Consider the following 24,526-nt stretch of genomic DNA (forward strand, 5'->3'; position numbering starts at 1 on the left):
TGTAGTACAGATAGCAGCAGTTAGAGTTGTTTTACCGTGGTCAACGTGGCCGATAGTACCAACGTTTACGTGCGGTTTCGTACGTTCAAATTTTTCTTTAGACACAATCGTGTTCCTTCCTAGTTATGATTCGCCACGTTCATTATTGAGCGAGACGCGCCAGAAATTGCTATTTTATGCGCCAACTCTCGTTAGCGCAATATTTGGACGCATTAGATCTTTCAAAAAATGAAAAAAATGCCTTCCTTTTGTTTAACCACGCTCTGCAATGATTGCTTTTGCAACATTGTTAGGCACTTCAGCGTACTCACTAAACTCCATGGAGTAAGAAGCACGACCTTGTGTCGCAGAACGTAAATCAGTTGAGTAACCGAACATGACAGACAACGGAACTTGTGCACGAATTATCTTCAGGCCAGCTGTCCCCTCGTCCATACCTTCGATGATGCCGCGACGACGGTTAATATCGCCAACAACGTCACCCATCCAGTCTTCTGGAGTAGTCACTTCAACTTTCATCATAGGCTCAAGCAGAACTGGTTGCGCTTCAAGTGCACCTGATCTGAAAGCCATAGAGGCAGCGATTGTAAACGCCATCTCACTTGAATCTGTTTCATGGTAAGAACCATCATATAGTGTAGCTTTGATATCCAGAACTGGATAGCCAGCAAGCACACCATTGTTCATCTGCTCTTCAACACCTTTAGCTACTGAAGCGATAAACTCTTTTGGTACTGTACCATCGGCAATTTCATCCACGAAGACAAAGCCTTCGCCAACTTCTGATGGTTCCAGTTTCAGCCATACATGACCGTACTGACCTTTACCACCGTGTTCACGGATAAATTTACCTTCCGCTTTCGCTGTACCACGAATTGTTTCACGGTAAGCCACTTGCGGGTTACCAACGTTGCAGTTCACGCTAAATTCGCGCTTCATACGGTCAACGATGATATCTAAGTGTAGTTCACCCATACCAGAAATCAGTGTCTGGCCTGTTTCGTCGTCCATATCGACGCGGAACGATGGGTCTTCTGCTGCTAATTTACTTAGCGCAATAGTCATTTTATCTTGATCGGCTTGTGAGCTTGGCTCTACAACGATCTGAATAACTGGGTCTGGGAATTCCATGCGCTCTAGAACAATCTTATGGTTCTGGTCACACAGAGTTTCACCAGTGGTCACATCTTTTAGGCCGATAATAGCCGCGATGTCACCTGCTCGTACTTCTTTTACTTCTTCACGCTTGTTTGAGTGCATTTGTACAATGCGACCTAAACGTTCACGTTGTTTCTTCACAGAGTTGTAAGCTGTTTTACCGCTTTCAACAACACCAGAGTAAACACGGATGAAAGTTAGAGTACCAACGAATGGGTCTGTTGCGATCTTAAATGCTAGCGCTGAGAACGGTTCTTTGTCGTCCGCGTGACGCTCTGCTTCATTCTCGTCTTCATCGATGCCCTTAATTGCAGGTACATCAACTGGAGAAGGAAGGAAATCAACCACTGCATCTAGAACAGCTTGTACACCTTTGTTTTTGAATGCACTACCACAAGTTGCTAGTACGATTTCATTATTAAGAGTACGAGTACGAAGACCTTGTTTGATTTCAGCTTCTGTCAGTTCACCTTCTTCAAGGTACTTATCCATTAGCTCTTCAGAGGCTTCTGCCGCTGCTTCAACAAGTTCTGTACGATATTCTTCAGCCATTTCTTGCATGTCTGCTGGAATGTCTTCGTACGTAAAAGTCATGCCCTGGTCAGCTTCATTCCAGTTGATTGCCTTCATCTTGATAAGATCGACAACACCTTGGAAGTTTTCTTCAGCGCCAATGTTCAGTTGAATCGGAACAGGAGTCGCGCCTAGGCGGTCCTTGATCTGCTCGATAACGCGCAAGAAGTCTGCGCCAGTACGGTCCATTTTGTTAACGAAAACCATACGAGGAACTTGGTACTTATCAGCTTGACGCCAAACTGTCTCTGATTGAGGCTCAACACCAGATGAACCACAGAACACAACAACGGCACCATCAAGTACACGTAGAGAACGTTCTACTTCGATAGTGAAGTCAACGTGTCCAGGAGTGTCGATGATGTTGATACGGTGATCTGGGAATTGCGCTTCCATACCACGCCAGAACGTAGTGGTTGCTGCTGAAGTGATCGTAATACCGCGCTCTTGCTCTTGCTCCATCCAGTCCATGGTTGCTGCACCATCGTGAACTTCGCCGATTTTGTGAGAAAGACCGGTATAGAACAGAATACGTTCACTTGTGGTTGTTTTACCTGCATCTACGTGAGCAACGATACCGATGTTACGGTACTGCTCAATAGGAGTTTTACGAGCCACGGTTGAATCCTCTTATTAGAGACTTAGGGACTATTGCTATACCTAGGGTTGAAATTTGCCTGCCCTAGAAATAGCAATAGTTCCTAGCATAAGCATAGGAACTAAAGAAGTGCTGCAAGGAACCTTGCAGCACTAAAAAGGTATTACCAACGGTAATGTGCGAACGCTTTGTTTGCGTCAGCCATGCGGTGAACGTCTTCACGTTTCTTAACCGCAGTACCTTTGTTCTCAGACGCGTCTAGCATTTCAGCAGCTAGGCGTTGAGCCATAGATTTTTCACCACGCTTACGCGCAGCTTCAACTACCCAACGCATAGCAAGAGCGTTACGGCGAACCGGACGAACTTCTACAGGTACTTGGTAAGTTGAACCACCTACACGGCGAGATTTAACTTCTACCGCTGGGCGAACATTTTCAAGAGCTTCTTCAAATACAGCTAAGTGGTCTTTACCAGACTTCTCAGCCATTGCATCTAGTGCAGTGTAAACAATTTTCTCTGCAGTAGATTTCTTTCCGTCAACCATTAGGATGTTAACGAATTTTGCCAGCAGTTCAGATTTGAACTTTGGATCTGGAAGGATCTTACGCTGACCTATTACGCGACGACGTGGCATGGATATTCTCCGTTGTCTTCTTCAGGTTTTTTCCAAAACTTTTCAGAATAATAAATAAAATAGTGTTTGGCCTTACTTAACGATTTCTTTTTAAAAAAGAGAATCAATTAAGACTTAGGACGTTTCACACCGTACTTAGAACGACCTTGTTTACGGTCGTTAACGCCAGCACAGTCAAGTGCGCCGCGAACAGTGTGGTAACGAACACCCGGAAGGTCTTTTACACGACCGCCACGGATTAGTACAACACTGTGCTCTTGTAGGTTGTGGCCTTCACCGCCGATGTACGAAGTTACTTCGAAACCGTTAGTTAGACGTACACGACATACTTTACGTAGTGCCGAGTTAGGTTTTTTAGGTGTAGTAGTGTAAACACGAGTACATACACCACGTTTTTGTGGGCACGCTTCTAGTGCAGGCACGTTGCTTTTAACAACTTGCTTTACACGAGGTTTGCGAACCAACTGGTTAATAGTTGCCATTAACTAGCTCCTGAAATTTACTTGAAAGTAAGCTTTGTGAAAAATCTATCCCTAACTACATGTCGCAATTAGGGACGCAAAATTCTATTCAGCAGTGGGATGTGTGTCAAGAAATATACAGATCTTTTTTAGCCGTCTAGAGCTCAGGATGGTCTAGTTTTGACCAAGCCGATAGAACATGGCTACCAAGTGACTGATTTGTCGTTTAAAACTGTCAATTCAACAAAGCCATCAAAGCCTACTTGCGTGATGGCTTCAGAGGCCAGTTTTTGTAGGCCACGACTCTCTAGATCGGGTTTTAATACCGACACATACTCGACTGCACTGATTTGAGTGAATAACTCATGATTTGGAAGGCAAACATACACCGCATCTTCAACTAACAAGAACTGATCCTGTGGTTGCGAATAGACGAGTGCAAGCTTGAGTTTATCCGCTGTTTTAACAATATGAAGCATAGCGATTCCTAGAAAGTCAGTATCTGTTGGCACTGAGCTAACGTCTGCGCTAACTCATCAGCTTCAGCGACGGTGACATCAATCAACAAGTCATCAGCGGAAAGACCAAACTGACTCAGGCTTCGCTTACAAACGTACACCTGTTCAATGTCGTACAGATCCATCAACTTAAACGCCGAGATGTAGTCACGGGAGAGTGTCTGTTCAGGCTGCTGTGCTTTAAGAAGTTGTGTCACACCATCACCAACAAAAAACACGGCGATATCTTCACTATAAGCGGAGGCAGCTAATAACGCGTCTAACCCTTCCCTACCCGCAGCGGTAGTATGAGGAAAGCTATTAAATACAAAGGCTAATTTTCTCAAAACTGTACCACTCTGTCTTGCGTGAGTAGCGCTTCCGATAAGCTGCCTAAACCAGCCTGTGTGAATCCAGTAGCTAAGTTAGAGCCACTCAACTGATGCTGTTCTGCTTCTTCAGAACTGATGATGCCACGTCTTAGTGCCGCCGCAACACAGGTCTCAAGACTTACATTATGTTCATCTGCCAATTTCTGCCAAGCAGCAGCCAGATCAAACTCATCATTAGCTGGCACGGTAAGGTCAGAGCCGTTACTTACGCCGTCTTGATAAAAGAATACACTGTGGAGTTTGTGGCCCTGTTGAAGCAGAGCCACGGCAAACTGGTAAGCACTTCTTGCTGACTGTGAACCGTAGAGAGGCCCATTAACTAGGAGTGTATAGCTTAACAACCCTCTTCATCCTCTGTTTTACGCTGACGGATATATAGGTATACGGTGTGCTTAGAAATATTCAATCGCTCAGCAACACGGTTAATCGCATCTTTGATATCAAAAATACCTTTGTCGTACAGCTCCATCACGATTTGACGGTTCTTGGTATTGTTCGATACTGACTTGTCGGCATTGATCTCTTCAATGGTGCGCTCAACTGTTTGGTCAACAAGCTCTTCAACGTCGCTTGCAAAGTTAACCGATGATGCAGCTTCGTCTGCGTCTTGTGTCGGCATGAAAGATTGCAGCACTTGAGAGAAAGGCGCATCCAGGTTCACGTTAATACACAGCAGGCCAATCACTCGGTCTTCACCATTTCGGATAGCCACAGTGATCGACTTCATCAACACGCCGCCTTTAGCACGGGTGAAGTATGAGCGTGAGAAGTTACGTTTAGAACCTTCGATATCTTTTAGCATCTTTAACGCAAGGTCAGTAATTGGCGAGCCAACCTGACGCCCCGTATTCTCACCGTTAGCAATTTTAATCGCAGAGGTGTTGAGGTCTTCTAAAGAGTGCAAAACGATCTCACAAAATGGGCCAATTAGACTCGCAATGCCGTCTACCACCGCTTCATAAGATCTTAGAATGATTTTATCGTGTTCACTGAATGGCATGACATTGACTGATTCCATTTCAAGTAACACATCTGCATTGACTGTTTCTGTAGTAGTCACTTATTCCTTACCTTCGTGTGAAAAATCAACAAATTTATGTAAGTTTATCAGAAAATTTTAATTGCACACCTAGCTAACATTGCAACTAGTGATTTAGAACAAGTTTAAAAATCAAATACTCATATTCGAATCATAAAAAAAGCCTAACGAAAAGTTAGGCTTTTTAGTCAATAAATGCTTTTTACAGCAGGATTTCTTGCAATTATTACTGAGCAGCAGGTGCTTCAGCGTTATCAATGCTTAGTAGTTCAACTTCGAATACTAGCGTTGAGTTAGCTGGGATAGTCGGTGTGTCTTGCTCACCGTATGCTAGCTCTGGCGGGATTACGAATTTGTACTTAGAACCAACTTGCATTAGTTGTACGCCTTCAGTCCAACCTGGGATTACGCGGTTCAGTGGGAACGTTGCTGGTTCGCCACGGTCGTAAGAGCTATCGAACTGAGTACCGTCAGTTAATGTACCTTTGTAGTGTACTTGAACGGTATCTGTGTCTTTTGGAGAAGCGCCTTCACCTTGTGTCATTACTTGGTAAAGTAGGCCAGATTCAGTTTGCTTAACGCCTTCAGTTTTTGCGAACTCAGCACGGAAGTCGTCACCTGCTTTCTTAGTTTCAGCTGATTTCTCTGCCGCTTGTGCTTGCATAGTTTCAGCAACACGCTTGTCTAGAGCTTCAAGCGCTGCACGAGTTTCTTCTTCGTTAAGTGCAGTTTTCTCTGCGAATACGTCTTCAATACCTTGAAGAACCATGTCTTTGTCTAGATTAATGCCTAGCTCGCTTGGCTTATCAATGCTTGTGCTCAGGTAGTTTGCGAAAGATACGCCGATTGCGTATGCCGCTTTGTCATCTTCGGTTTTAAAGTTTACTGCTTCTACTTTAACTTCTTCTACTTGAGGTGCTTCTGCCTTTGGTTCTTCTTTCTGACAACCAACTGCTAGCATAACCGTTGCGGCAAGCAGTGATACTTTTAAAACTGATTTCATTGAATTCTCCAATTAATGGCCAAGCCATTGGTTATTGTGCACAAATCTAATGATTAGATTGGTGTGAATACGTTAGTTATAACAATATACTAGTCATATGTCTTTCGACACAAACCGGATTATTAGAAGTGATGCAAATATTTTTCCATTCCTTGCTATGTGCAATTGTCATCACCTTGTTAAATGGATGCTTTTTCTTTCAAGACGATGAGCAGCGTTGGGAAATTGAGCCCAGCGGAGCCACCAGCTTTGCCTTAAGCAGAGATGGACGCTTCGCCCTGCTCTACTCTCAGCAAAAACAATTGCTACTTTGGGACCTTGCCGAAAACAAAGAGTTAGCTCAACTTGGCCCTCAAGATCAGTCTGAAAACCAAGTATCGCGTATTCGAATCTCTGACAATGGCCGCTTTGCCATTACTGCCAGCCAGATGAACTTCGCCGTTTGGGACCTATCCTGGACCCAAGCTGAAGGGCTATGGTCTATCTCAGACGGCTTAATTCGCGATGTTGATATCTCTAGCAATGGTGAAAAAGTACTGCTCGGTTTGTCTAATGGTAAAGCCATCTATGTGGACTTAGTCACCGGACGCCGTCTGGAGTTCCTCGCTCACCGAGAAAAAGTTAATTCCGTCGCCCTTTCATCTAATGGCCGCTATGCTCTTTCTGGCGGTAACGACTATAAGGCCTACCTATGGGATACCGAATCAGGCTTAGTGCTGCGAACCTTCGAGCATGAACAAAGAGTAGTACGTGTTGCCCTACAGCGCGATGGCAATTTAGCTTTTACCTCTGATGGTGGTAATCAAGCGATGATTTGGGATCTTGAAACGGGCGAACCTCAAGCCCAGCTACAGAGTTGGTCTCGACAGCTGATATTCTCCAGTGCCCGTTTTTCCGATGATGGCAGCATGTTGGTGACAGGTACCCCGTCAAGCCAAGTCAGCGTTTGGAATACTGAGGACGGCAAACGACTTTCACGACACGATGCAGAGCCATTAAAAGATACTCGCCCTCCTCGTGCGGTAGTGTATGATGCAGCCTTTGATGATAAGAACCGTGTAATATCGGGCACCTCTGCGGGCATCGCCCAAGCTTGGAATGTGGATTAAGAACGATGACAGAAAAGCGAGTTGAACAGTTAGAAAGCCGCGTGAATGACTTAGAATGTCAGCTAGCTTTCCAAGAGCAAACCATTGAAGAACTTAATGAAGCGCTTAGCCAACAACAGATGTTGATCACTAAGATGCAAGACCAAATGAAGTATGTAGTGGGTAAAGTGAAGAACATTGATGGTTCGAACTTAGCTGACGCATCTGAAGAGACGCCACCACCACATTATTAATGTGCGTTGCCAATGAGCTGCGGCTTGTTGGTCTGGTTGAAAAACAAAAGGCGACAGAGATTATCTGTCGCCTTTTGTTTATCTGATTGGGAGTTTGAGTTACACCGGAGCTTGGTTAGTCATCGGCATAGATCTTAACTTCCACTCGCCCTTCTATATCAACGCTAGCGCGGTACATGCCGGAACTGTTCATGCCGAAATGAATATCACCTTGGTCATCAATCGCAATCAAACCACCTTCGCCACCCATGGTTTTCAGCTCACCTTGGATAATGTGTTCACATGCGGTATGAACATCTTCTTTGAGATAACGCATGCGCGCAGCCACATCACTGGCAACCATTTTTCTTAAGAAGAACTCCCCCATGCCAGTAGTAGAAACCGCAACATTGCCATTCTCAGCAATAGTGCCCGCGCCAATGATTGGCGAATCGCCGACACGGCCGTACTTCTTGTTTGTCACACCGCCAGTACTGGTCGCTGCCGCCAAGTTACCGGCTTGGTCTAATGCCACCGCGCCAACCGTGCCGTATTTTTTGTCATCAGGGTACTTCTCAGCTTGCTGCTCATCATATTTCGCTTCAGACAAAGCAAATATGCCCTTCTCTTTCATCGATTGAAGCTGGTCGTAACGGCGCTCAGTGAAGAAGTAGTCTTGCTCGGTAAAGGTATAGTCGTGTTCAAAGGCAAACTTTTCGGCCCCTTCTCCAATCAACAATACATGGTCGCTTTTCAGCATCACATCGCGGGCTAATTCGATCGGGTTTTTAATGTGGCGAACACCAGCAATAGCACCCGCATCCATTTCACGACCGTGCATTACAGACGCATCCATCTCAACAAACTCATCATGCGTAAGAACGGATCCCTTGCCCGCATTGAAGTGTGGGCTGTCTTCCATCACCTTAACCGATGCCACTACCGCATCCAAAGCATCACCACCCGACTGCAGTACTTGATAGCCAGCCAAAACCGACTTTTCCAAAGCCTCGGTAATGCTCGCTTTTAGCTCATCACTCATTTGCTCTCGCAAGATGGTGCCAGCACCACCATGAATGGCAATTGAAAAAGGTTGCGACATCTAAACTCTCCACTGACGTATTCTTGTTATCTGTCGCTATCAATATCATATCCAAAGCTCGATGTCTGATAGCAACAACAAATCTTTCGCTAGCGGTCATGCTCACGCCAGAAAGCACAACCCCAATACGAAAAAAGCCTCCACAAGGGAGGCTTTCATATTCTTGAACTAATCCGTTAGGTCGGTATTAGTGAGAACCACAGCTACCGCCGCCGCAGCAGCCGTCTTTTTTCTCTTCACCGTGGTCGTGGCCTTCGCCACCACAGCAACCACCTTCGTGGTCATGGTCGTGACCGTGGCTGCCACAGCCACCAGCTTGGTGTACGTGGCCGTGTTGAACTTCTTCTTCAGTCGCTTCACGAACCGCAACTACTTCAACGTCAAACGTTAGAGTTTGGCCAGCTAGCATGTGGTTGCCATCAACAACAACTTCGTCGCCGTCTACTTCAGTTACTTCTACTGGGATTGGACCTTGGTCAGTATCCGCTAGGAAGCGCATGCCAACTTCGATTTGTTCAACACCTTGGAATACGTCAGCAGGAACACGTTGTACTAGAGCATCGTTGTGCTCACCGTAAGCGTCTTCTGGAGTAACAGTTGCAGAGAACTTGTCGCCAGCTACTTTGCCTTCAAGCTCTTTTTCAAGACCTGTAATTAGGTTGTTATGACCGTGAAGGTAATCTAGTGGAGCTTCTGCAGTTGATTGGTCAACTACTACGCCATCTTCAAGTTTCACTTGATATGCAACACTAACTACTACGTTCTTTTCAATTTTCATGAGAGCTCCAAGGAGGTTTGGACTAAGCTCCAACAGTTGAGCTTAGGAAAAATTCTGTACCCGGATATTATGGGGATCAATTATCGAAACTCAATCATTCAGGCTTAAAAATACCGATCATTTCTTGATTTGCGTGTTCAGATTTCTCTACAGTTTTCGGTTTACGTTGCTCTGAGAAGTCACAATCGACACATTCCACCAGCTCGATATTATTCTCAATCCACCAACGAAGCGTGTCTTGAGTATTGCAGCTTGGGCAGCTCGCCCCTGCGATAAAGCGTTTTTTCTGTTTCACGTTAATATCCTTTACTACTCTGGATTCGCAGTTCTCTATGCTTGATGTGAAAGCGAATAGGACCACGTTTATTATTAGGTATCTCTGGGCAATGGCTTTTGGTTTAAAGCATTCATTACAAGCTCGAACCATTCACTCTAAGCTGAGGCTATTGCCAATAGTTTCGAGATTGGTGGTCATTCTCCATCTCGTGTCCAAAGATCTCTTCAAGCTCTTTACGAGCCTCTTTCGCTCTTTGGGCTAATTCTGCGTCTTCATTATGCTGAGGCAGTAATTCTTTCAGCATACCATTATCCAACTTCCTAAAATGTGCTTCTGCTCGCTTCGCTTTATATGGGTGCATGCCAAGCTCAGTCAATGTTTGACGACCTAAATCCAATGCTCCAAGGAAAGTTTCACGAGAGTAGTTACTCACACCGTGGTTAAGTAATTGATACGCTTCAACACGGCTTCGAGCACGCGCTAAAATCTTTAAGCGCGGGAAGTGCTGCTTACATAAATCGACGGTTTTCATGATTTCATCAGGGGAGTCAGTACACAGCACAATCGCTTCGGCTTTATCCGCTCCCGCTGCGCGTAACAACTCTAAGTGTGTAGAGTCACCGTAAAACACCTTGTAGCCAAACTTTCTTAAGATATGGATTTGGCTAGCATCACTTTCCAAAATCGTAATGCGGATCTTATTGGCGTACATCAGACGACCAATGATCTGACCAAAACGACCAAAGCCGGCGATGATCACTCGAGGGCTACGGTCAACCACATCCGAAGACATCGCATTCTCACTGATTTGATTCAATTGGCGAGCAAAGAACTTATCTTGTAGCTTAAGCATCAATGGTGTGGTCACCATTGATAAACTCACGACTACTAGCAAGAACGATACTTGCTCACCACTCAAGATGCCTTGTGCACTTGCCGCCGTGAAGATAACGAAAGCGAATTCACCACCTTGGCTAAGAATCATTGCCATGCGACTACGCGCTTTGGCTTGAGTACCAAACACTCGCGCAAGGGCGTACAGAACCAAACCTTTTAGTACGACTAGCGCTAGAACAGCGATCAATATTGCAAATGGGCTTTCGGCCAACAATCCCAAGTTAACGGCCATACCCACTGAGATGAAGAACAGACCAAGCAACAACCCTTTGAACGGGTCAATCGCGATTTCCAGCTCATGTCGGTATTCACTCTCCGCCAGAAGTACACCAGCTAGGAAAGTACCCAATGCCATCGACAAGCCGATCTGTTGCATGATAACGGCAATACCAATCACCAATAGCAGAGCAGCAACGGTGAACAACTCACGTACACCACTCATTACCACATAGCGGAAAAGAGGCCTCAACAAGAAGTGACCGCCCACCAGCAAACCAACCACGCCACCTAGCATCCACAGCATGTCTGCCCAGCTTCCGCCGGTGTTACCAGCAAGCAGAGGCAGCATAGCCAACATTGGTATTACGGCAATATCTTGGAAAAGCAAAACCGCAAAGCCAGATTGCCCAGCTTCTTTACCCCCAAGCTCTCGCTCTTCAATAACCCTTAAAGCGATAGCAGTCGAGGACAAGGCCAAACCCATACCTATTACTAGGCTCGTTTGCCACGTTAAACCGAACATGCAGGCGATGGCAGTAATAATCAGAGTAGTGATCAGCACCTGCGCGCCACCGAGCCCGAGAATAGGCGCTCGCATCTGCCACAGTTTTTTAGGGTTAAGCTCTAAACCAATCAGGAAGAGCAGCAGCACCACCCCGAATTCGGAAAAGTGTAGAATCGCTTCTACGTCACTAATTAAACCAAGCCCCCATGGGCCAATTGCTACACCCGCCAGCAAGTAGCCCAAAACTGAGCCTAAACCTGCGCGTTGTGCGATAGGAACAGCAACCACCGCGGCAGCTAAAAATATAACGCTACTTTGCAAAAATTCATTAGTCAGAGCCATCGTTCGCTCCTATATCTTGTAGCGGGTCTCGCAACCAGTTTCGATACGCTTCTGCATGTTGATACCGTGTCATATCTGTGACATTTCGTGCCCAGTGTAAAACCAATGGTGGTATCCAATTCATCTGACACAAAGCAGCTGTGAGTTCGAAAGGTTGTAAAATCTCTTGTAATGGATATTTATTATAGCCTGCTGCTCCAAACGCCTCTTCTTTACCCCCCGTAGTGATAACACTTCGCCAATGTTTACCTTTCAGTGCACTTTGCTCACCAAACGCAAAGCCTTTGCCCAATACGCGGTCAAACCACTCTTTTAGCAATGAAGGGCAGGAATACATAAACAGAGGGTGTTGGAACACAATCACATCGTACTCAAGGAGTAATTCATGCTCATAAGGCACATCGATAAAGAAATCAGGATAGATGGCATAAAGATCGTGAATTTTGACATGCCCGAGCGACTCTACCTTCTTGACCATCATCTGATTAGCAATAGAGGTTTGTGGCTCTGGGTGTGCGTAGATGATTAACACCTTAGGCACGGTTTTGTCTGTCGAGGGAGTATTACTCATTCCTTTGAAGCATTCCTTTTAAGGCTAAACGGTGGCAAGGCCACAAGAATTTAAGCAAAAGTTATTAATATGTTATTGGCATCATAACGCAAATTGCATTGTGATCGACTTTTATCTGGTTTCAGCCTACTATGCAGGCGTCTGTTCATCTCTAATTTCTATGCTATTTCTATGATTACTTTCTCTGATATTCAATTGCTACGCGGCGGTAAGCCCCTCCTCGACCAAGCATCTGCGACTCTTCACCCTGGCGACAAGATTGGCTTGGTAGGCAAAAACGGTTGTGGTAAATCGACGCTGTTCGCTTTAATTAAAGACGAGCTATCGATTGATGCTGGCTCATTCAGCAAACCTGCTCATTGGGAAATGGCGTGGGTTGCTCAAGAAACTCCAGCATTAGAAAGAACAGCAATTGAATACGTGATTGATGGTGACCGTGAATATCGTGGCCTTGAAGATCAGCTACAAAAAGCGGAAGTAGCCGACAACGGCACACTCGTCGCAGAGATTCACGGCAAGATAGAGACCATTGGTGGTTACAGCATCAAAGCTCGCGCAGCCGAATTGCTAGACGGCCTAGGCTTTAGCCAAGAACAAATGACATGGAACCTGACTCAATTCTCAGGTGGTTGGCGTATGCGTTTGAACCTAGCTCAAGCCCTACTGTGCCGCAGTGACTTACTGCTGCTCGATGAGCCAACCAACCACTTGGACTTGGATGCAGTAATGTGGCTAGAGCGCTGGTTACAAACCTACCCTGGTACGCTAGTACTTATCTCGCACGATAGAGACTTCTTAGATCCTATCGTCAATCGTATCGTGCATGTTGAAAACCAAAAGTTAAATGAGTACACAGGCAACTACTCATCGTTTGAGAATCAACGAGCGCAAAAGCTGATTCTGCAACAGGCGATGTACCAGAAGCAGCAAAAGCAGATGGCTCACATGCAGAGCTACATCGACCGTTTCCGTTATAAAGCTTCAAAGGCTCGCCAAGCGCAAAGCCGCATTAAAGCACTCGAAAAAATGGAACAAGTACTGCCCGCTCAGTTTGATAACCCATTCAGCTTTGAGTTCAGAGAACCTGACGCACTACCAAACCCAATCATGATGATGGATGAAGTATCTGCGGGCTACGACGACAACCTAATTCTAGAGAAGATTCGCCTTAACCTGGTTCCAGGCAGCCGTATCGGTCTACTGGGTCGAAACGGCGCAGGTAAATCGACGCTTATTAAGCTGCTTTCTGGCGAACTGAAACAGCAAGGTGGCGAGCTGAGCTACTCACAAGGCGTTAAGATTGGTTACTTCGCACAGCATCAACTAGAAACGCTGCACCCAGAAGAGACACCACTGCAACACATGATGCAGATTGCGCCTAAGCACACCGAACAACAGCTTCGTGATTACCTTGGTAGCTTCGGCTTCCAAGGCGAGAAAGCACTGGATAAAGTAGCGCCTTTCTCAGGTGGTGAGAAAGCACGTTTAGTGTTGGCACTGCTGGTCTGGCAAAAACCGAACCTGTTACTACTCGATGAACCAACCAACCACTTGGATCTCGACATGCGTCAAGCGCTGACGTTTGCTCTTCAGACATTTGAAGGCGCAATGGTTATCGTATCGCACGACCGTTACCTACTTCGTGCAACTACCGATGACCTGTACCTTGTACACGACCGCCAAGTTGCACCGTTTGACGGTGACCTGAACGATTACTACAAGTGGCTCACCGAACAGCAAAAAGTGGAACGCAAAGAAGCACAAGCACAGGCTCCAACGAAAGATGGCGCCAACAGTGCTGCTGCGAAAAAAGAGCAAAAACGTAAAGAAGCGGAGTTCCGTAAGTTAACCGCGCCAATCCGTAAAAAGCTGACTCAATTTGAAAAGCAGATGGATAAACTGACGCTTGCTCTTGAAGAAGCTGAACAACAATTATCCGACACTTCACTGTATGAAGCTGAAAATAAGGCTAAACTGAATGAAGTACTCGCTCTACAAGCGAGCAGTAAGTCACAACTGGAAGAAGTTGAAATGGATTGGATGTCCACTCAAGAAGAGCTTGAGCAGATGGAACAGGATATGGATAGTTTATGAGCCTAAAGCACGCCCCAATATCACTCACACTGGAAAGACTATGGCAATTTAGCCTTCAGTACTACAGTGTGCGTGGTGTTAAAGATGCGTGCTTAGCTTTGCAAAACCAATTCCACGGCAACGTCAATCTACTGCTGCTCCTCAAATGGCTTGATGAGCAGCAATTGTCTTTTGCAGAAGAAGAGTGGCACAAAGTGCAGCAGTGCTTAAGCCGCTCTGAGACTCTACTGCATAGCTATCGAGAGCTGCGCAAACACCTTAAAGAGCATGTTGTCGACTCTCTCTACCGTGAAGCCTTACAGTTTGAACTGCAACTTGAGAAGCAGCAGCAATCCGACCTTGTTGACTGTATCAACTCGCTGCAGCTATTCACCAATCAACAGACCCCACTGGCTCTGCAATATTGTCGTCTACTCGGGGCTGAAAACCTCTACGACGCATTTTCTGAACCCGCCCCTCAACCTTAACTCGTTTCTTTTCTCTTTTATCCAGTTCAGGCACAAGCTTGTCTGACACTGATACTTGTGATGTGAACATCAAAGGTAATGTTCATCACGGACAACGGTTAACTCGTTCAACTTTTATAATATTCAATCAGTTACCCATCCCTATTTTTGCATCGAGTCGCAGTGAAACGCTTGCGCTTATGCCGAGAATCAACCAAGCTCAAATAAAAACGTGGGCGCATCGCAATACTCAACACTTTTTAAAGCCCATAAAAAAGTACGGACTGTTTTATGACCATATTTACCGCAGCTGCTGGTTTATCTAATCCACACTTACAAACCTTAGTGCCAAGATTTATCAGAAAGCAGGTGTTGTTTCACCCTCAATGGCAAACCTTAGAAACACCCGATGGTGATTTTCTCGATCTTGCTTGGAGTGAGTCAGCAGACGGCGATAAGCCCAGCAGTAACAAACCTATCTTTATTCTGTTCCATGGACTGGAGGGCAGCTTTGAGAGCCCTTATGCCAACGGACTGATGAATGCATTTGCCAAAGATGGTTGGTTGTCTGTGATGATGCATTTTAGAGGCTGCAGTGGTAAACCGAACCGTTTAGCCCGTGCGTATCACTCTGGCGAAGTCGAAGATGCCCGCTTTTTTCTAAGACACCTGCACGCACAGTTTCCCAATAACCCTAAGGTGGCGGTCGGCATCTCTTTAGGCGGGAACATGTTGGCAAACTATCTTGCTGAGTACTCAGACGACCCCTTGTTGTCAGCAGCGACCATAGTGTCAGCCCCATTTGATCTGGCTTGTTGCGCGAGTCGCATTGAGAAAGGCTTTTCTAAGCTCTACAAGAAGTACCTGCTCAGCTCTCTCAAATCTAATGCCTTAAAAAAGATTAACCTACTGCAAGAGAAGCTCGATATCACCGCAGAGACGATCAAGAAAATTGATAAGCTGTACGAATTTGATGAACGTATCACCGCCCCCCTGCACGGATTCAAGAACGCTCAAGACTACTACGCACAATGTTCCGCTCTTCCTAAGCTCAATCAGATAAAACTACCGACCCAGATCATTCATGCCAAGGACGATCCTTTCATGACTGACGATGTGATTCCAAAATTCGTCCTACCGGATAACATCGATTATCGCTTGTTCCAGAAAGGGGGCCATGTCGGGTTCATTACAGGAAGTACGCTCAAGCCAAGGTTTTGGCTAGAAGAAGCGCTGCCTGCCTACTATGAAAGTATTCAAGATTCGGCATAACGGCTAAGCCTGCTAAATATAAACGCGAAACCTTGCTAAGATAGCGCAGTCCCTAATTGGGGTTGTACTGAAAACATCACTAGACACACTCATCAACATATCAATGAACATAAAAGAGAGAAGTATTTATGATCATCCCATGGAAAGACATTGAGCCTGATACGCTCGAAAACCTCATCAAAGAATTCGTCTTGCGTGAGGGAACAGACTACGGCGACGTTGAGATTTCCCTACAAAACAAAATTGATCAAGTGAAACATCAATTAGCTTCAGGTGAGGCCAACATTGTATTTTCCGAACTGCACGAGACCGTTGATATCCAGCTCACAAAACGCTTCTAAGCTGCGTTGAGAAAAGAGCCGTGTTATAGTGGAAAACGATTGCTAACAAGTAAGTTACTCATAAGACAAGGGTTGTCATGTCCGCTAAACATCCAATTATTGCGGTGACGGGTTCCTCAGGAGCCGGCACCACCACCACCTCAGAAGCCTTCCGCAAAATGTTCAATATGATGGACGTGAAGGCCGCTTGGGTTGAAGGGGATAGTTTCCACCGCTTCACTCGACCAGAGATGGACGTCGAGATCCGTAAGGCGCGCGAGCAAGGTAAGCACATCAGCTACTTTGGTCCACAAGCCAACGACTTCGGGGCCTTAGAAGAGTTTTTCCGTAAATACGGAAATGAAGGTACTGGCCAAGTACGTAGTTACCTACATACGTTTGACGAAGCTGTCCCTTATAATCAAATGCCGGGCACCTTTACGCCATGGCAAGATATCCCTGAAAATTCAGACGTGATGTTTTACGAAGGCCTGCATGGTGGCGTGGTTGATGGCGACATCAACGTATCTCAACACGTCGATCTGCTGATCGGCATGGTCCCTATCGTAAACCTAGAGTGGATTCAAAAATTCGTTCGTGACACTCGCGATCGTGGCCACTCTCGAGAAGCGGTAATGGACTCTATTGTACGTTCAATGGATGATTACCTTAACTACATTACCCCGCAGTTTTCACGTACACATATCAACTTTCAGCGTGTTCCAACCGTAGATACATCGAACCCACTCAACGCCAAAGGGATTCCAAGTTTAGACGAAAGCTTCGTAGTTATACGTTTGCGTGGTATCAAAAACGTCGATTTCCCTTACCTTTTGGCAATGATTGATGGCTCATTTATGTCTCGTCATAACACGCTAGTTGTGCCAGGAGGCAAGATGAGTTTTGCTATGGAGCTCATTGTAAGGCCAATCCTACAACAACTCATCGAAACCGGAAAAATAGGTTAACAAAACGACGTTCTGGTTGATTACTTTTCATACCGTGATCATGTGCACAATTTTGCGTAAAAAATCGTAGCTTGGTCACGATTAAAATCAAGAAATAGTACCTGAAAAAGGATACTATTCTTAAACGAAACACAAGATAGCTTGCAGCGCTCATCGAGTGCTCTTATCCTAAGAAGTCAATTCAGGCTTAGCTAAAATACGGAAAGCGGCAAGCATACCCTGCAGAGGAAGTGAGATATTATGGTTCTAGGTAAACCTCAAACCGATCCAACATTAGAGTGGTTCCTTTCACACTGTCATATTCATAAGTACCCTTCAAAAAGTACTTTGATTCATGCTGGTGAAAAGGCAGAAACCTTGTACTACATCGTTAAAGGTTCTGTGGCAGTTCTTATCAAAGACGAAGAAGGTAAGGAAATGATTCTTTCTTACCTAAACCAAGGCGACTTCATCGGTGAGCTAGGCTTGTTCGAAGAAGACCAAGAGCGTACTGCTTGGGTTCGTGCTAAATCTCCTTGTGAAGTAGCTGAAATTTCTTTCAAGAAATTCCGTCAACTTATCCAAGTGAACCCAGACATCCTAATGCGTCTTTCAGCGCAAATGGCAAGCCGCCTACAAGTAACTAGCCAAAAGGTTGGTGACTTAGCGTTCCTTGACGTAACAGGTCGTATCGCTCAAACGCTACTAAACCTAGCGAAACAGCCAGATGCAATGACTCACCCTGACGGCATGCAAATCAAGATCACTCGTCAAGAGATTGGCCAAATCGTTGGTTGTTCTCGTGAGACAGTAGGTCGTATCTTGAAGATGCTAGAAGAGCAGAACCTAATTTCTGCACACGGTAAAACTATCGTGGTATACGGCACTCGTTAATCTCGATTAACTGAGTCAAAAATATCAAAGCCACCAAATGCGAATTTGGTGGCTTTTTTATTACCTAAAGATCTAGAGTAGATGAGAAATCGCATCTCTAGGGCAAAGCCCGTACTTGTATCTTTCTTTAACCGTTGGTGCTTTCGAAGATCTTATCCGCCGATGCCGCAACAAAACCGGTGTAAAGCTCACCATTGGCCATTGGATAGCGCTTAGCGAACTCATAGAAGCCACCAGGAATCATCTCATTGCCTTCAACAAATGCCACTGGCACTTTGTCTGCCATTGTTGATGATTGCTCTAATAACACCTCTGGAGAGCCTTTTACCTCACCACCAGATGCGTTAATCGTAAAGCCAGCATCACTTAGGTAGTCATTTACTGCTTGTACTTCATCGAACTTGTTCAGTTGATTGACACTAACCGTGAAGTGGTTAGCACCGTAACCGTGAGCGGCTAACCAAGAAGCGTATTCGCTCTCTTTTGCTAACAGTTGGAAATCAGCGAAGCTCAAGTCCCAAAGGCGGCCACCAAATAGGAATTCATGCCCCTCTAACTTACTTGCATCAACCTGCTCAACCAATTTGGCAACGATCTGCTGTAATTCACTAGAACACTCTTCTACCTTCAACTCACTGATGAACACTTTCGGTTGTTTTGGATCTGGGTGTTCGTAGTGTTTAGCCACTAGCTTCTTGCTTTCAAACAGGTAATCGCCACATGCCTTATAACCTAACTCAAGGAAAGGTTTGGCTAATGTTTCGATACCAAGAGGAGCAACATTAAAAGTACGCAATGCAATGTGATCGTTGATCAGCGCTTCATCTTCTTTTAGCAAATGATGTACTTTCTCTGCGGATGGACAAAGCCTGTGAATGTAATCGTCCCATAGAGATTTAAAGAGTAGATCGGGCGTCATGGTGACTCCTTGTCAGAGGTTCTAGCAAGCTAGTAATTTGGATTAGAAAGGGAGAGACTGAGACACAAAGTCAGCAGCCATCAGCCTGTGACATACTTGTTCTATTATTATCTACCGCCCAATCTTGACGCTGAGCGTGGTTAAAACAAGGAAGCGATACGCTGCTTCCTTATTTCATAACTAATGAATGAGCCTTAGCTCAATATCAATCTAAACTACAGCTCGATACCTGGGCTAAACGTAGCTGGCAGTTGAGTTTCACCACCTTCCATTGAAGCCATTGGGTAAGCACAGTAATCTGCCGCATAGTAAGCACTTGGGCGTAGGTTGCCAGAAGCACCCGGACCACCAAATGGTGCATCACCACTTGCGCCTGTGAGTTGGCGGTTGCGGTTAACAATACCCGCACGGATATGGTCAACGAAGTATTCCCACTCAGAATCGTCTGTCGATACTAAACCTGCTGACAAACCAAAGCGTGTGTCGTTAGCTAATTCAACCGCTTGCTCTAGCGACTGATAACGAACCACTTGTAGCAATGGGCCGAAGTACTCTTCATCTGGCAGTTCAGCAATATTGGTTGCATCTATAATGCCTGGAGAAACAAACGCCGCTTCGCCTGCTTTTGCCTCTACTAGGCTGACACCACCTAACGATTGCAGGTTAGCTTGTGCGTCTAGAATAAACTTAGCGGCAGCTTCAGAGATTTGAGGCCCCATGAAAGGTGCAGGTTCAGCGAATGGCTGATCAACACGAATCTTTTGCGTCGCTGCGACCAGTTTGTCGAGTAGCAGATCACCCTTCTCGCCAACAGGAACATACAGGCGACGAGCACATGTACAACGTTGACCAGCACTGATGAACGCTGATTGGATAATGGTGTATACCGTTGCGTCTGCGTCACCGTATTGGTCACTGATCACCATAGGGTTATTACCACCCATCTCTAGTGCCAGCATCTTGCCCGGTTGACCCGCGAATTGACGATGCAGGATATGACCCGTATTAGCACTACCCGTGAATAGCACGCCATCAAGACCTTTAGCATCTGCTAGTGCGATGCCTGTCTCTTTAGCACCTTGCACTAGGTTGATTACGCCAGCAGGAAGACCCGCTTCTTGCCATAGCTTCATTGCGAACTCACCTGTCCAAGGCGTCTGCTCTGAAGGTTTGAATACCACTGTATTTCCCGATAGCAATGCAGGAACAATATGACCATTTGGTAGGTGGCCAGGGAAGTTGTAAGGACCAAATACCGCCATCACGCCCAATGGACGGTGACGAAGTACAATTTGGTTACCAGCCGCTTCACGTGATGCTTCCCCGGTACGCTCGTGATAAGCACGAATAGAGATAGCGATCTTGCCCGCCATTGCGCCCGCTTCAGTACGAGTTTCCCAAATAGGTTTACCCGTCTCTTTTGCGATAATTTGCGCGATCTCTTCGCTGTTCTCTTTTACTTTTTCCGCGAACTTCAACACGATCGCTTCACGCTCAGCAAAGCTCAGTTTTTTCCAAACTAGGAACGCTTCGCGAGCCGCTGCCACTGCAGATTCAACCTGTGCCGGTGTTGCGCTATCACCCTGCCACACTACTTCATTGTTGTATGGGCTTACTGATGTCATGGCATCACCTTGACCTGCTACCCATTGTCCTGCTATCCACTGAGTCATACTTCTATCCTTAAAATCTTCGACAGATAATCGCCGCTCTTATTGAGCCAACATGCGAACGAATTCGCCTTCTTTTACTTCAAGAGCGCTTGCTACTTCAGATGATAAAATCACTGTGTCGCTTGCTTGGTCATACGCACCTTTCGCGGCCACTGCGCGGAAGTTCTCAAATGAGGTATTACCAATTAGGAAGTCTTTAGAGCTAGAGTGCTCTGCAATTTGAACCTGTGCTCGAATAGAGTGACGTACAGATTCGATGTTTCTTAAATCACACTCGACCGTTGGTCCCGCATCAAAGATGTCGACATAACCACGATTCGTGAAACCTTCACGTTCCAACAGTTTCAATGCTGGGCGGGTGTTATCGTGCACTTGACCAATCACCGCCTGAGCTTCTTCACTCAATAGGTTTACATAGATTGGCAGTTTCGGCATAAGGTCCGCGATGAAGCCTTTCTTACCAATACCCGTTAGGTAATCGGCTAGTGTGAAATCAATTGAGAAGAAGTGCTCTTGCAACCACTTCCAGAATGGCGAGTTGCCTTCTGCATCTGATACACCACGCATCTCAGCAAAGATCGTTTTTGAGAAACGCTCTGGGTGCTCAGCCATCAGTAGGAAACGACACTTAGACATCAGTCGACCGTTTAAGCCTTTGCGGTAATCAGGACGTAAGAACAGCGTACAAATTTCGCTGCAGCCTGTGTAGTTATTACCAAACGTCAACAGCTTAACCACGTTATTCACTTTAAGGCGCTGTGAAGAATGAACCACTTTACTGATGTGGTACGAGTAAAAAGGCACATCCCAGCCAATGGAAGCTTCGATACCCGTTGTACCAGCAACTTCGCCAGTTTCAGCGTCGAAACCCACCATTAGATAGCCTTCATCACCGGGTTCGGTCACGTCTGCTTTCGCAAAGCTGTATTCAGAATGGGTAATTCGGTTAGTTAACAATTCTTCGTTAACCGGAAGAGATGTGAATCCATGACCTGATTCAACTGCACAGGTGTGCAGCGCATCGTAATCAGACAGTTTTATTGGGCGAACAACTAGCATCAATATTCCCTCCAGATGCAAAATAGGCCCAAAACCAGAAGCTTGGGCCTTTAGCAGTACGTCATGGGATCGCTCTAATGGCGATCATTCCTATGACGCCGCTCAGGCTAAACTAGCGTAGCGATTGCTTTGTCTAGTTTTGATAAGCCTTCTTCAATTTCTTGTTTAGTGATAACCAGTGATGGAGTAAAACGAACCACGTTTGCACCCGCAACCAGTACCATTAGGCCTTGCTCGCCTGCTGCTACTAATACGTCACGCGCACGACCTTGCCATTCGTCATTCAGTGCAGCACCTAACAATAGGCCTTTACCACGAATCTCACTGAAAATTTGGTATTTGTCGTTAATCTTAGTTAGACCATCACGGAATAGCGCTTCACGCTCTTTTACGCCTTCTAGAGTCTCAGGTTGGCTAACTACGTCAACCACGGCTTCAGCTACCGCACACGCCAGTGGGTTACCACCGTATGTAGAACCGTGCGTACCAACCTTAAGGTGTGTAGCCAGTTCAGACGTCGTCAGCATTGCGCCGATAGGGAAACCGCCACCTAGAGACTTCGCTGTGCTTAGAATGTCTGGCGTCACGCCCAGACCTTGGTAAGCATAGAAGTTACCAGTACGGCCATTACCTGTTTGTACTTCATCAAAAATCAACAGTGCATTGTGCTTGTCACACAGTTCACGAACCGTATTCACGAACTCAGCCGTTGGAGAGATGATACCGCCCTCGCCTTGCAGAGGTTCCATCATGATGGCACAAGTGCGATCAGAGATATGCGCTTCTAGAGCCGCAATATCGTTGTAAGGTAGGTGAGTTACATCGCCAGGTTTTGGACCAAAGCCATCTGAGTAAGCTTCTTGACCACCAACGGTTACAGTAAAGAATGTACGACCGTGGAAACCTTGTTTGAATGCAATGATTTCAGATTTCTCAGGACCGTGAACATCCGCCGCCCAACGACGAGCTAGCTTAAGTGCTGCTTCGTTCGCTTCTGCACCAGAGTTCGCAAAGAATACTTTTTCTGCAAAACATACGTCAGTTAGCTTCTTCGCTAGACGCAGTGCAGGTTCGTTAGTCATTACATTACTTAGGTGCCAAATCTTGTTTGCTTGCTCAGTAACGGCATTCACCATTGCTGGGTGACAGTGACCCAAACAGCTCACAGCAATACCACCAGCAAAGTCGATATACTCTCGGCCTTGTTGGTCCCATACGCGTGCGCCTTCCCCTTTTACCGGGATCATTTCCATTGGGTTATAACAAGGCACCATCACCTCATTAAACAGACTACGTTCTACATTATTTTCCACTGTCATCGTACATTCCTTCTCGATACCGCAAGCTTCGCAAATAAGCGTAATGATTCATAAGTGAGACGAAAAAATTTTGTCTCGCTACAATCCCGCTGCAGCATTATATTTACATTTAATTAACGTTTTCAATAGTAGATTATTCTTTAGCCATCCCTCACAACCAGCTAAACCTCACTATCTATGACTATTTATGCATCAATCAACCTGTTTTATGAAGCTTTTTTTACGCATACGCCTACCCTGCAAAGGCAAAGCCTTACTGGCACAGCGGTAAATTGGGTTCAAAAGGAAATACGGCGAATAACTTTGCATAGGCTAAAAACTTAGCCTGATGAGGAAGAAATGTTATAAAAAGTGATCAGCGTCAGAAGGATCGAGCTTGGTAAAACTCAAATTAAAACGTATAACGAAGGAGTTGGCAGGTTAAGCTCACCTATTTAAGAGAATAAAACGCCCGCTTTAAACACTTAACGTGCTAAAAAGTTAGCCAGAAGTTGGTGCCCTTGCTCTGTTTTAATCGATTCAGGATGGAACTGAACCGCATCAATTGGCAAGGTTTTGTGTTGATAGCCCATGATCTCATCCATACTGCCATCTTCCAGCTCTGTCCAAGAAGTCAGTTCAAAGCAATCTGGTAGTGTGCCGTTTTTCACCACAAGGGAGTGGTAACGCGTGACGGTTAGTGGGTTATTCAGCCCTTGGAAAACACTCTTACCATTGTGGCGTATCGGTGAGGTTTTACCGTGCATCACTTGTCTGGCTCTCACCACTTCACCGCCAAACACCTGAGCAATGGCTTGATGGCCAAGACACACACCTAAGATAGGTAGTTTACCAACAAAGTGTTCTATGGCTCGCAGAGAGATACCCGCATCATCCGGTGTACAAGGCCCCGGGGATATCACAAGGTGACTAGGACTCAGCGCTTCAATGCCCGCAATATCAATTTCATCGTTGCGTACAACTTTTACAGTTACCCCTAACTCACAGAAATACTGATACAAGTTATAGGTAAAAGAGTCGTAGTTATCGATGATAAGTAACATGGGTGAAATCGTTTGCTAAATACTAAATGATTGGGAGATATAGGGGCGGTATTGTGCAATACCCATAGCGAAAGGCAAGTGGAAACTGCATTTCACCAATAATTAAGGCCAACCTAGGTTGACCTTAATTGTTTACAGATAACTGTCAATTACCCGCATTCGGTGATGTGTAC

The 24,526-nt window shown here is 45.7% G+C and carries 27 protein-coding genes; 8 read left to right on the forward strand and 19 right to left on the reverse strand.

Annotated features, from left to right (window positions below):
• The 9 genes from F0232_RS23590 to fkpA form a co-directional block, all read right to left on the reverse strand.
• Positions 1 to 105: GTP-binding protein (locus F0232_RS23590; protein ID WP_238928544.1), on the reverse strand; the 105-nt coding region annotated here is incomplete at its 3' end.
• A gap of 147 nt (positions 106 to 252) precedes the next feature.
• On the reverse strand, positions 253 to 2,349 hold the full coding sequence (fusA, locus tag F0232_RS23595; protein ID WP_105057637.1) for an elongation factor G: 2,097 nt from the start codon (positions 2,347 to 2,349) through the stop codon (positions 253 to 255).
• A 143-nt stretch (positions 2,350 to 2,492) separates the two neighbouring features.
• Complete coding sequence (gene rpsG, locus F0232_RS23600; RefSeq protein ID WP_004737195.1) at positions 2,493 to 2,963, reverse strand: 30S ribosomal protein S7; 471 nt, start codon at positions 2,961 to 2,963, stop codon at positions 2,493 to 2,495.
• A 107-nt stretch (positions 2,964 to 3,070) separates the two neighbouring features.
• Positions 3,071 to 3,445, reverse strand: coding sequence for a 30S ribosomal protein S12 (rpsL, locus tag F0232_RS23605; protein ID WP_004737194.1), 375 nt, complete (start codon positions 3,443 to 3,445; stop codon positions 3,071 to 3,073).
• A 182-nt stretch (positions 3,446 to 3,627) separates the two neighbouring features.
• Positions 3,628 to 3,903, reverse strand: a complete 276-nt coding sequence (gene tusB / locus F0232_RS23610; RefSeq protein ID WP_061033639.1) for a sulfurtransferase complex subunit TusB — start codon at positions 3,901 to 3,903, stop codon at positions 3,628 to 3,630.
• 8 nt (positions 3,904 to 3,911) lie between these two features.
• Complete coding sequence (gene tusC, locus F0232_RS23615; RefSeq protein ID WP_102425868.1) at positions 3,912 to 4,268, reverse strand: sulfurtransferase complex subunit TusC; 357 nt, start codon at positions 4,266 to 4,268, stop codon at positions 3,912 to 3,914.
• Positions 4,265 to 4,654, reverse strand: coding sequence for a sulfurtransferase complex subunit TusD (tusD, locus tag F0232_RS23620; protein ID WP_102425867.1), 390 nt, complete (start codon positions 4,652 to 4,654; stop codon positions 4,265 to 4,267). The genes tusC and tusD overlap by 4 nt, the downstream gene beginning before the upstream one ends.
• Positions 4,648 to 5,373 carry a transcriptional regulator gene (locus tag F0232_RS23625; RefSeq protein WP_004737190.1) on the reverse strand — a complete coding sequence of 242 codons (726 nt, stop codon included), beginning with the start codon at positions 5,371 to 5,373 and terminating at the stop codon, positions 4,648 to 4,650. The genes tusD and F0232_RS23625 overlap by 7 nt, the downstream gene beginning before the upstream one ends.
• A 205-nt stretch (positions 5,374 to 5,578) precedes the next feature.
• Positions 5,579 to 6,355 carry an FKBP-type peptidyl-prolyl cis-trans isomerase gene (gene fkpA, locus F0232_RS23630; protein WP_061033636.1) on the reverse strand — a complete coding sequence of 259 codons (777 nt, stop codon included), beginning with the start codon at positions 6,353 to 6,355 and terminating at the stop codon, positions 5,579 to 5,581.
• A gap of 131 nt (positions 6,356 to 6,486) precedes the next feature.
• On the opposite strand from fkpA, the gene F0232_RS23635 reads away from it, so the two are divergent.
• Both F0232_RS23635 and F0232_RS23640 read left to right on the forward strand, forming a co-directional pair.
• A complete protein-coding gene (locus F0232_RS23635; protein WP_105057638.1) occupies positions 6,487 to 7,464 on the forward strand; it encodes a WD40 repeat domain-containing protein in 978 nt (325 codons plus the stop codon).
• Between the two features lie 5 nt (positions 7,465 to 7,469).
• Complete coding sequence (locus tag F0232_RS23640) at positions 7,470 to 7,697, forward strand: SlyX family protein (protein WP_004737187.1); 228 nt, start codon at positions 7,470 to 7,472, stop codon at positions 7,695 to 7,697.
• Positions 7,698 to 7,812: 115 nt separating this feature from the next.
• Here the strand turns inward: F0232_RS23640 and F0232_RS23645 are convergent, their stop codons facing one another.
• The 5 genes from F0232_RS23645 to kefG all read right to left on the reverse strand — a co-directional run bounded on the left by F0232_RS23645 (position 7,813) and on the right by kefG (position 12,367).
• A complete protein-coding gene (locus tag F0232_RS23645; protein WP_105057639.1) occupies positions 7,813 to 8,778 on the reverse strand; it encodes an isoaspartyl peptidase/L-asparaginase family protein in 966 nt (321 codons plus the stop codon).
• Between the two features lie 187 nt (positions 8,779 to 8,965).
• Complete coding sequence (slyD, locus tag F0232_RS23650; RefSeq protein ID WP_008222340.1) at positions 8,966 to 9,556, reverse strand: peptidylprolyl isomerase; 591 nt, start codon at positions 9,554 to 9,556, stop codon at positions 8,966 to 8,968.
• Between the two features lie 94 nt (positions 9,557 to 9,650).
• Positions 9,651 to 9,851: a YheV family putative zinc ribbon protein gene (locus F0232_RS23655; RefSeq protein WP_004737184.1), complete on the reverse strand. Its 201-nt coding sequence runs from the start codon at positions 9,849 to 9,851 to the stop codon at positions 9,651 to 9,653.
• Positions 9,852 to 9,999: 148 nt separating this feature from the next.
• The gene (gene kefB, locus F0232_RS23660) at positions 10,000 to 11,796 is read right to left on the reverse strand and encodes a glutathione-regulated potassium-efflux system protein KefB (protein ID WP_105057640.1); all 1,797 of its coding nucleotides are present in this window, start codon (positions 11,794 to 11,796) and stop codon (positions 10,000 to 10,002) included.
• Positions 11,783 to 12,367 carry a glutathione-regulated potassium-efflux system ancillary protein KefG gene (gene kefG / locus F0232_RS23665; protein ID WP_061033642.1) on the reverse strand — a complete coding sequence of 195 codons (585 nt, stop codon included), beginning with the start codon at positions 12,365 to 12,367 and terminating at the stop codon, positions 11,783 to 11,785. The genes kefB and kefG overlap by 14 nt, the downstream gene beginning before the upstream one ends.
• Before the next feature lie 171 nt (positions 12,368 to 12,538).
• Here kefG and F0232_RS23670 point away from each other — a divergent pair, with 171 nt between their 5' ends.
• From F0232_RS23670 to crp, 6 genes are all read left to right on the forward strand, one after another.
• Positions 12,539 to 14,461, forward strand: a complete 1,923-nt coding sequence (locus F0232_RS23670; RefSeq protein ID WP_061033633.1) for an ABC transporter ATP-binding protein — start codon at positions 12,539 to 12,541, stop codon at positions 14,459 to 14,461.
• The gene (locus tag F0232_RS23675) at positions 14,458 to 14,928 is read left to right on the forward strand and encodes a TIGR02444 family protein (protein WP_061033632.1); all 471 of its coding nucleotides are present in this window, start codon (positions 14,458 to 14,460) and stop codon (positions 14,926 to 14,928) included. Before F0232_RS23670 ends, F0232_RS23675 begins: the two co-directional genes overlap by 4 nt.
• A 270-nt stretch (positions 14,929 to 15,198) precedes the next feature.
• Positions 15,199 to 16,179 (forward strand): hydrolase, encoded by a 981-nt coding sequence (locus tag F0232_RS23680; protein ID WP_105057641.1) that lies wholly within the window; start codon positions 15,199 to 15,201, stop codon positions 16,177 to 16,179.
• A gap of 128 nt (positions 16,180 to 16,307) precedes the next feature.
• Positions 16,308 to 16,520 (forward strand): YheU family protein, encoded by a 213-nt coding sequence (locus tag F0232_RS23685; RefSeq protein WP_004737179.1) that lies wholly within the window; start codon positions 16,308 to 16,310, stop codon positions 16,518 to 16,520.
• Between the two features lie 77 nt (positions 16,521 to 16,597).
• Positions 16,598 to 17,467, forward strand: a complete 870-nt coding sequence (locus F0232_RS23690) for a phosphoribulokinase (RefSeq protein ID WP_008222326.1) — start codon at positions 16,598 to 16,600, stop codon at positions 17,465 to 17,467.
• A 240-nt stretch (positions 17,468 to 17,707) separates the two neighbouring features.
• Positions 17,708 to 18,340, forward strand: a complete 633-nt coding sequence (gene crp, locus F0232_RS23695) for a cAMP-activated global transcriptional regulator CRP (RefSeq protein ID WP_004410522.1) — start codon at positions 17,708 to 17,710, stop codon at positions 18,338 to 18,340.
• 127 nt (positions 18,341 to 18,467) lie between these two features.
• Here the strand turns inward: crp and F0232_RS23700 are convergent, their stop codons facing one another.
• The 5 genes from F0232_RS23700 to F0232_RS23720 all read right to left on the reverse strand — a co-directional run bounded on the left by F0232_RS23700 (position 18,468) and on the right by F0232_RS23720 (position 24,353).
• Positions 18,468 to 19,259 carry a DUF1338 domain-containing protein gene (locus F0232_RS23700; protein WP_008222320.1) on the reverse strand — a complete coding sequence of 264 codons (792 nt, stop codon included), beginning with the start codon at positions 19,257 to 19,259 and terminating at the stop codon, positions 18,468 to 18,470.
• A gap of 215 nt (positions 19,260 to 19,474) precedes the next feature.
• Positions 19,475 to 20,932 carry a succinylglutamate-semialdehyde dehydrogenase gene (astD, locus tag F0232_RS23705; protein WP_016796009.1) on the reverse strand — a complete coding sequence of 486 codons (1,458 nt, stop codon included), beginning with the start codon at positions 20,930 to 20,932 and terminating at the stop codon, positions 19,475 to 19,477.
• Positions 20,933 to 20,971: 39 nt separating this feature from the next.
• Positions 20,972 to 21,991, reverse strand: a complete 1,020-nt coding sequence (astA, locus tag F0232_RS23710) for an arginine N-succinyltransferase (RefSeq protein ID WP_061033630.1) — start codon at positions 21,989 to 21,991, stop codon at positions 20,972 to 20,974.
• Between the two features lie 107 nt (positions 21,992 to 22,098).
• Complete coding sequence (locus F0232_RS23715) at positions 22,099 to 23,310, reverse strand: aspartate aminotransferase family protein (RefSeq protein ID WP_008222315.1); 1,212 nt, start codon at positions 23,308 to 23,310, stop codon at positions 22,099 to 22,101.
• Between the two features lie 464 nt (positions 23,311 to 23,774).
• On the reverse strand, positions 23,775 to 24,353 hold the full coding sequence (locus F0232_RS23720; protein ID WP_105057642.1) for an aminodeoxychorismate/anthranilate synthase component II: 579 nt from the start codon (positions 24,351 to 24,353) through the stop codon (positions 23,775 to 23,777).
• Positions 24,354 to 24,526: the final 173 nt, after the last annotated feature.

Source organism: Vibrio sp. T3Y01, from assembly GCF_013114525.1.
Lineage (GTDB): Bacteria > Pseudomonadota > Gammaproteobacteria > Enterobacterales > Vibrionaceae > Vibrio > Vibrio chagasii_B.